Origin of the sequence: Streptomyces flavofungini (assembly GCF_041028215.1) — a bacterium.
GTDB classification, from domain to species: Bacteria; Actinomycetota; Actinomycetes; order Streptomycetales; family Streptomycetaceae; genus Streptomyces; species Streptomyces flavofungini_B.
The window spans coordinates 1-8232 of the sequence record NZ_JASKYR010000387.1 but is presented as its reverse complement, the minus strand read 5'-3'; the positions used below and the strand labels follow the sequence as shown (position 1 = coordinate 8232).

Annotated in this window: 7 protein-coding genes and 1 pseudogene; 4 read left to right on the top strand and 4 right to left on the bottom strand. The window is 71.8% G+C overall.

The window, feature by feature from the left end:
• On the bottom strand, positions 1-235 hold a 235-nt coding region (locus AB8Z36_RS24485), incomplete at its 3' end, for a dioxygenase family protein (RefSeq protein ID WP_369215526.1).
• 142 nt (positions 236-377) lie between these two features.
• Here AB8Z36_RS24485 and AB8Z36_RS24480 point away from each other — a divergent pair.
• Positions 378-902 (top strand): MarR family winged helix-turn-helix transcriptional regulator, encoded by a 525-nt coding sequence (locus AB8Z36_RS24480; RefSeq protein WP_369215525.1) that lies wholly within the window; start codon positions 378-380, stop codon positions 900-902.
• Between the two features lie 58 nt (positions 903-960).
• Here AB8Z36_RS24480 and AB8Z36_RS24475 read toward each other — a convergent pair whose 3' ends face one another.
• Positions 961-2457, bottom strand: coding sequence for an MFS transporter (locus tag AB8Z36_RS24475; RefSeq protein ID WP_369215524.1), 1497 nt, complete (start codon positions 2455-2457; stop codon positions 961-963).
• Positions 2458-2636: 179 nt separating this feature from the next.
• Complete coding sequence (locus AB8Z36_RS24470) at positions 2637-3299, bottom strand: TetR/AcrR family transcriptional regulator (RefSeq protein WP_369215523.1); 663 nt, start codon at positions 3297-3299, stop codon at positions 2637-2639.
• A gap of 316 nt (positions 3300-3615) precedes the next feature.
• On the opposite strand from AB8Z36_RS24470, the gene AB8Z36_RS24465 reads away from it, so the two are divergent.
• Positions 3616-4899, top strand: a complete 1284-nt coding sequence (locus AB8Z36_RS24465) for a M6 family metalloprotease domain-containing protein (RefSeq protein ID WP_369215522.1) — start codon at positions 3616-3618, stop codon at positions 4897-4899.
• A gap of 44 nt (positions 4900-4943) precedes the next feature.
• Here the strand turns inward: AB8Z36_RS24465 and rho are convergent, their stop codons facing one another.
• Positions 4944-6128, bottom strand: a complete 1185-nt coding sequence (rho, locus tag AB8Z36_RS24460; RefSeq protein WP_369215521.1) for a transcription termination factor Rho — start codon at positions 6126-6128, stop codon at positions 4944-4946.
• Positions 6129-6534: 406 nt separating this feature from the next.
• Between rho and AB8Z36_RS24455 the strand changes: the two genes are divergently transcribed.
• A complete protein-coding gene (locus AB8Z36_RS24455; RefSeq protein ID WP_369215520.1) occupies positions 6535-7368 on the top strand; it encodes a 2,3-dihydro-2,3-dihydroxybenzoate dehydrogenase in 834 nt (277 codons plus the stop codon).
• 133 nt (positions 7369-7501) lie between these two features.
• Positions 7502-8232 (top strand): annotated as a pseudogene (locus tag AB8Z36_RS24450) (chorismate-binding protein); the annotation flags it as partial.

Genomic DNA, 8232 nt, shown 5'->3' with positions numbered 1-8232 from the left:
CGCCGGGCGCCTCGTAGGTCACTCCGTAGTAGTGCTCCGGGAAGCCCCAGAAGTCGTACACCAGCGGCAGCGTCTCCGTGGCGCCGAGCGCGAGCGGGGCCTCCTCCCAGTGCGCGGAGACCATGAGGATCGCCCGGGGGCGGGGCAGGGCGGCGGACCAGGCGGCCAGTTCGCCGGGCCAGACGGGGTCGTCGGCGAGCGGCGGGGCGCCGTGGCTGAGGTACAGGGCGGGCATGCGGGTCATCGTGCACCTCCGGGGCGGACCGACGTCACGTAGGCGGAATACGCCGTACGAAGCACTAGGTACTTGAACACTCAAGCTCTATGGTGCGACGGTACGCATGGTTTGTTCAAAATTCAAGGAAGGGCCTCGTACGATGGAGTACATGGATATGGCACCCACCCCTTCCCCGGCCGGTGAGCCGCGCTGGCTGGACGGCGACGAGCAGCGCGTTTGGCGGGCCTACCTCCAGGCGACCACCCTCCTGGACGACTATCTCGACCGGCAGCTCCAGCGCGACGCGGGCATGCCGCACATGTACTACGGCCTATTGGTCCAGTTGTCCGACGCCCCCAGGAGGCGGCTGCGGATGACCGAATTGGCCAAGAACATGAAGATCACCCGGTCCCGGCTCTCACACGCCGTCGCCCGTCTGGAGAAGAGCGGCTGGGTGCGCCGCGAGGACTGCCCCTCCGACAAGCGCGGCCAGCTCGCGATCCTCACCGACGAGGGGTACGAGGTGCTGCGCGGCACCGCCCCCGGCCACGTCAGCGCCGTACGCCAGGCGCTCTTCGACCGGCTCACCCCCGAACAGCAGAAGTCCCTCGGCGAGATCATGACGATCGTCGCCGAGGGACTTCAACCCGAGGAGGCCGGTGCGGACCTCCCCTGGCTCCGCTAGGGCCCTACGTGGGCGGGGGTGCCCCCCGCTGGGGGCCGCCCGACCGTCCTGTGCCCGGTCAGTGGGCCATCACCGGCACCTTCACCTCGTCCTCGACGCCGTCCTGCGAGGACGCCGCCGCGGCACCGCCCTGGTGGCCGGTGTTGACGAAGGTCGCCGCGATCAGCGACGCGACGGCCAGGATGCCGACCGCCCACCAGATGGCGCTGGTGTAGCCCTCGACCATGGCCTGCGCCTGGAGCAGCTTCGGGTTGGTCGCACCGGCCGCGTGGTCCGTGAGGTACGCGGTGGTCGCCGAGGCGGCGATGGTGTTCAGCAGGGCCGTGCCGATGGCGCCGCCCACCTGCTGCGAGGTGTTGACCATCGCGGAGGCGACACCGGCGTCACGGGCCTCGACGCCGTGCGTGGCCAGGGACATGGCGGGCATGAACGCCGTACCCATGCCGAGACCCAGCATGAGCTGCGCGGGCAGGATCAGACCCGCGTACGACGTGCCGATCTCCAGCTGCGTCAGGAGCAGCATGCCGACCGCGGCGAGCAGGAAGCCCGGGGCCATCAGCAGCCGCGGCGCGACGCGGGTCATCAGGCGGGCGCCGATCTGCGTGGAGCCCGTGATCATGCCGACGATCATCGGCAGGAACGCGAACCCGGTCTTGACCGGCGAGTAGCCCTTCACGATCTGGAGGTAGTACGTGAGGAACAGGAACAGGCCGAACATCGCGATGATCGCGAGGCCGAGCGAGAGGTAGACGCCACCGCGGTTGCGCTCGGTCAGGACGCGCAGCGGGAGCAGCGGCGACTTGACCTTGGCCTCGGTGAGGGCGAACGCGGCGAGCAGCACGGCCGACGCGACGAACATCGTGACCGTCACGGCGTCCGACCAGCCGTCGGACTCGGCGCGGGTGAAGCCGTAGACGAGCGCGACCAGACCGAGGGTGGACAGGACCACGCCGGGGATGTCGAGCGTCGAGCGGTTGCGGGTACCGGCGGGCTCACGGATGACGAAGTACGCGCCCAGGGCGGCGATCACCGCGAACGGGATGTTCACGAAGAAGGTCCAGCGCCAGTTCAGGTACTCGGTGAGGAAGCCGCCGAGGATCAGGCCCACGGCGCCGCCGCCACCGGCGATCGCACCGTAGATGCCGAAGGCCTTGGCGCGCTCCTTGGCGTCGGTGAACATCACCGCGAGCAGCGAGAGGGCGGCGGGCGCGAGCAGCGCGCCGAACACGCCCTGGAGGGCGCGGGCGCCCAGCATCATGGCCTCGCCGGTCGCGGCACCGCCGAGCGCGGAGGCCGCGGCGAAGCCGATCAGGCCGGTCACGAAGGTGCGCTTGCGGCCCCACAGGTCGGCGATGCGGCCGCCGAAGAGCAGCAGACCGCCGAAGGCGAGCGCGTAGGCCGTGATGACCCACTGGCGGTTGCCGTCGGATATGCCGAGGTCCTGCTGGGCGGAGGGCAGCGCGATGTTCACGATGGTGGCGTCGAGGACGACCATCAGCTGCGCGAGGGCGATGAAGACGAGCGCCTTCCAGCGTCTCGGATCTGTTTCAGACATGGGTGTGGCCACCTAGCGGTACGTAAGGGCGGAAACTGGTGTAAACGGCGTAAGCGATGTACGCGGTGTAAGCGACGTGAGTAAAGACGTGAGTAAGACGGCGTAGCCCGTGCGGGCGACGGCGTAAGTCGTGAGTCGTGAGTAAGGGGCGGGCGCGCCCGAGGTGTGCGCGGCGCCGGTCAGTTCTCCCTGAGGTCCTGGAGGGTCGCCGCCGCTCCCGGCAGCTCCGAGCGGGCGGGCGCCATCAGTCCGTCGAGGAAGAGCTGGAGATGGCGGTGGACGAAGCGGTCCATGTTGAGGCAGGCCGTGCCCGGCAGCGGCCGGGTGAGCTGGGAGAGGGCGACCATCAGGTCGCCGACGGCGATGTCGGCGCGCAGCTGCCCTGCCGCGCGTGCCCTTCCCATCAGGCCTTCGATGGACCGGTCGAGGCGCTCGCGGGCGTCGAGCAGGTCGGGGTGGTTGGGGTCGAATCCGGCCTGGAGCATCGGGCACAGGGCGCCGATCCGCTCGTCGGCCGCGGCGTGCACGAAGGTGCGCAGCGCCGTGAAGGCGGCGTCCGCGTCGGCGTCCGCCGCGGCGATGCCCTGCTCGGCGTGGGCGGCAACGCGGTCCGTGACCGAGAGGACGACCTGCCGCACCAGTTCGGTGCGGTCGGCGAAGTGGCGGTAGACCGTGGCGTTGCCGACGCCCGCACGGCGCGCGATCTCGTCGAGGGGTACGTCGGGTCCGTACTCCACGAACATCTCGCGTGCGGCGGCGACGATCCGCTCCCGGTTGCGCAGGGCGTCGGCCCGCGGGCGTGCGGGGCGACGCCGGGGGGCGGTCTCGGTGGCGGCGTCCACGGTTCCTCCTCCTGGTCGTCTCTGGTCGTCCCTGTCCGGCGGTGGCCGGTTCCTGCGGTCGTTTGTGCGCCGATGCGGGGACTGGTTCCCCGTTTCGCGCGGACACAGGTTCAAACGGGGAAGTGCTCCCCGGTTATTTCCGCCTCTTCCAAGCAATATCGGTGACCTGGGTCACACACACGGAGGACCTCACACCTGCCGGCAGGGAAAACCCCCCGGTCGGTCGCACCCAACGCGCGCCCGCGCACCCCTCGGCACAGGGTGAACGGACAGGGTGCAGTCCGGACGGCGGCTGCCGCGGAGTGGAGGCTCACGTATGCAGCAGCCGGCCTGGCGACGGATATGCACCGCCCGTCGCGGAGTCGCCCTCGCCTCGGTCACGGCGCTCACCCTCGCGCTCACCACGTCGGCGAGCACCGGCCGCCTGATGGCGGACGCGCCCAGCTCGGCGGGCCCGGTCTCGATGGCCCGCGGCAACGCGCTGGGCCCCTGCATGATCAGCGGCACGATGGGCGTACAGATGTCGGAGGGCGTGCCCACCCAGCCCGGCTACGCGCGCTCCACGGGCACCGTCCGCGCCCTGAACCTCATGGTCGACTTCGCCGACGCCCCCGGCCACGGCAAGGCCATGGACCGCCTCGCGGAATTCTTCCCGCAGACCGAGGAGTGGTTCAGCACCAGCTCGTACGGGCGTCTTGAGTACCGCCCCGAATCCCCCGTCCCGCACTGGCTGCGCATGCCCAAGTCGTTCGCCGACTACGGGATAGAGCGCGGCGCCCCGTTCGACCCCGGCTACCGCAAGCTCGTCGAGGACATCGTGGCGGCCGCCGACCCCGAGGTGGACTTCCGCGCGTACGACCTCATCAACGTCCTGGTCACCCCGAACGCCGGTCCCTCCGCGCTCGACACGGTCCTGTCGGTGACGTTCGCGGGCAACCACGAGGCGCCGGTCGCGGACGGCGTCCCGGTCTCCAACACGTCCTTCGTCTACAGCCGCCAGGACGACGGCTCGGGCACCTACCACGAGACCGGCTACCGCGTACTGCCGCACGAGAACGGCCACGTCTTCGGCCTGCCCGACCTCTACACGCAGGACGGCGGCGGCGCGGCGGGACACTGGGACATCATGAGCGAGGACTGGGGCGCCAACAACGACCTGCTCGCCTGGCACAAGTGGAAGCTGGGCTGGCTCGACGACGACCAGGTGGGCTGCGCAGCGCGGCCCGGCACCACCGAGCACACCCTGACCCCGCTGCACCGCGAGGGCGGCATGAAGCTCGCGTTCGTCCCGCTCAGCGAGCGGACGGGGTACGCGGTGGAGGTGCGCACGCCCGGCGGCAACGACGAGGAGGTCTGCAAGCCCGGCGTCCTCATCTACCGCGTGGACGCGGACGTCGACACGGGCCACGGCCCGGTCACGGTCGCCGACTCCCAGGCCGAGAGCGACGGCTGCACCCGCCGCCCCAACGTGCACGCCGAACTCTCCGACGCCCCCTACGGCCCCGGCGAGACCTTCTCGGACGGCAAGACGGGACTGCGGGTCACGGTGGCGGACGTGACGGACGAGGGCGACTACCGGGTGAGCGTCACGCGGCAGTGACATCGCCCGGGCGGGCGACGGGGTCACGCTGGCGGGCGACGGGGTCACGCGTCGCCGTCCGTGGCGGCTCCCGGCACGGTCTGCCGCACCTGCCTGAGGAAGGCCGCGTTGCCCGGCGTCTTCTTGACGCGGTCGAGCAGCGCTTCGAGCGCGCTCTGGCTGTCGCGTCCGCCCAGGGCCCGCCGCAGCCCCCGCACAGCGGTCAACTCGGTACCGGGCAGCAGCAGTTCCTCGCGACGGGTGCCGGACGGCGTGACGTCGACGGCGGGGTAGAGCCGCCGGGCCGCCAGGGAGCTGTCGAGCCGCAGCTCCATGTTCCCGGTGCTCTTCAGCTCCTCGAAGTAGTAGTCGTCGGCGCGCGATCCGGTCTCCACCAGCGCGGTCGCCAGCATCGTCAGGGAGCCGCCCTCCTCGATGAGGCGCGCGGCGCCGAAGAGCCGCTTCGGCCCCTGCACGGCGGACGCGTCGACGCCGCCGCTGAGCGTGCGTCCGCTGCCGGTCGCCGCGTTGTTGTACGCGCGGCAGAGCCTGGTCAGCGAGTCGAAGAGCATGACCACGTCCTTGCCGTCCTCGACCAGGCGCTTGGCGCGCTCCACGGCCAGTTCGGCGAGGGCGATGTGCTGCTTGGCGGGCCGGTCGAAGGTCGAGGCGAGCACTTCGCCCCGGACCGAGCGCATCATGTCGGTGACCTCCTCGGGCCGCTCGTCGAGCAGGACGACCATGAGGTGGCACTCGGGGTGGTTCGCCGCGACGGCCGCGGCGATCTGCTGGAGCAGTACGGTCTTGCCGGTCTTGGGCGGCGCGACGAGCAGGCCGCGCTGCCCCTTGCCGACGGGTGCGACGAGATCGACGACGCGCATCGCGGCGGGCCCGTCCGCCGTCTCCAGGCGGAGCCGCTCGCGGGGGTGCAGCGGCGTGAGGTCCCCGAAGCGGGGGCGTCGGAGCAGGTCCTTGGGTGCGCGCCCGTTGACGCGCTCGACCCCGGCGAGCACCCCGGGGCGCCCGCAGACGCCCTCGACGAAGTCGCCGGTGCGCAGGTGCATCTGCCGTACGAGGGGCGCGGGGACCTGGACGTCGCCGGGACCCGGCAGGAGTCCGGGACCACGGACGTGGCCGCGGCCGTCTCGGGCGATGTCCAGAACACCCGTTGTCTGGTGGGCGGTTGAGGACGTTTCGGAGACGGCGGGGGCGGCCGTAGGTGTGGCGGTGGCGGTGGCTGTGGCTGTCATGAGAGGGGTCCTTTCGCGGACATGCGAACGAGAGGCCCGGCCGGAGGCGGCGTTGGTCACGCCTCGTGCGACGGGCGGTGGGAAAGCACTGCTGGAGCGGATCGCCGCGGGAGCGGATCGCTCTGGAGGCGGATATCCCCGCAAGCGGATGACCCTGGCATCGGATGACCCGGACAGCGGATGACCCTGGCAGCGCGGAAGAGAAGGCCGGAACGGCCCGGCAGAGAAACATTCAGCACCGGCACCCCGGACGGGGCGGCACACGTGCCATTCGGAAGGTAACACACCCTCGCGGCCGCGGGCCATGGCAGCGATTGCCCGGGCCCATTCCCGAGCGGGCGTCCCCCCTGCGGTGATCATACGTTAGGTTAGGCTTACCTAAACCGTCTGGGGAGGTCGCTCACTTATGCCTGAGCACATACCGAAGGAGCCGTACGCCGAGGGCGAGTTCGCCGGGCGTACGGCTCTGGTGACCGGCGCGGGCCAGGGCATCGGCGCCGCGGTGGCCGCCGCGCTCGCGGCCCGGGGCGCGCACGTCATCGCCACCGACCGCGACATGCGCGGAGCGCAAACGCCGGGCACGAACGCAGCTCCCGAGGACGTGAACGCACCCCCGCACGGCGGGATCACCCCCCGCGTCATGGACGTCACCGACTCCGCCGCCGTGACCCGAGTGATCGACGAGACGGTCCGCGAGCACGGCGCCCTCGACATCCTGGTGAACGTCGCGGGCATCCTGCGTACCGCCCCCGTCGCCGAACTCACCGACGCCGACTGGGCCGACACCTTCGCCGTGAACACCACCGGCGTCTTCCACGCCTCGCGCGCCGCCGCCTCCCACATGACGGCCCGCGGCTCCGGCTGCATCGTCACCGTCGCCTCGAACGCCGCGGGCATCCCCCGTACCGGCATGGCCGCGTACGCCGCGTCGAAGGCGGCGGCCATGATGTTCACCAAGTGCCTCGGCCTGGAGACCGCGCGCAGCGGCGTGCGCTGCAACGTGGTGGCGCCGGGCTCCACCGACACGGCCATGCAGCGGGCCCTGTGGCCCGACGGCCACGCGGAGGTGCCGAGCAGCGTCATCGAGGGCGACCCGGACACCTACCGCACCGGCATCCCCCTCGGCCGCATCGCCGCCCCCGAGGACATCGCCGAAGCGGTCGTATTCCTCGCCTCGGACCGCGCCCGGCACATCACGCTCCAGGCGCTGTACGTGGACGGCGGCGCCACGCTGCGGTGACGCCGCGGCGCGTCCGCGTCCCTGGCCTTCAGGCCTTCCCGCCTTCCGGCCTTCCGGCCGCTCTTTCCCCCTCGCCCCATCGCGCCGCCGCCAACCGGCGCGCCCCCGATCGCCCACGAGAAATGGAGCCCCCGTGTCGACGGCACCCGAGGTCGCCACACACGTCACGACGGCCGAGCAGGCCCACCCCGCCGTGGGAGCGGCCACCGCCCTCCTCGACGCCTACACACCCGGTGAACGCTTCCTCGCGACACCGACCCGCACCCTGCTCTCCGAGGGCGTCCACGCCCACGTACCGCATGACGACAGACCCCTGCCGCGACGTGTCACGGCCGCTCTCGCGGCGGCGCGCGCGTCCGGGAGCGCCAGGCCGCACGTCATCGGCGCCGTACCGTTCGACCAGAGCGCGCCCGCCGCCCTCGCCGTGCCGGAGACCCTGCGCACCGCGCCGCCGCTGACCGCGGACCCCCTGATCGCGCTGCCCGCCGAGACCCCGGACCGCACGGACTGGCGCATCAGGCCCGTTCCGTCGCCCGAGGAGTACGGCGAGGGCGTCGCCGCCGCCGTGGAGCGCATGTGGCGCGGCGACTTCAGCAAGGTCGTCCTCGCCCGCACCCTCGAACTCACCGCGCCCGAGCCGCTCGACCTCCCCGGAATGCTCCAGCGCCTGGCCCGCCGCGACCCCTCCGGCTACACCTTCGCGCTGCCCACCGCGGCGCCAGCCCCGAACTGCTCGTCTCGCGCCGGGGCCAGCAGGTCGTCGCCAACCCCCTCGCGGGCTCGACGCCGCGCAGCGCCGACCTGGCCGAGGACGTACGCCGCGCCGCCGCGCTCCTGGAATCCTCCAAGGACCTGCACGAACAC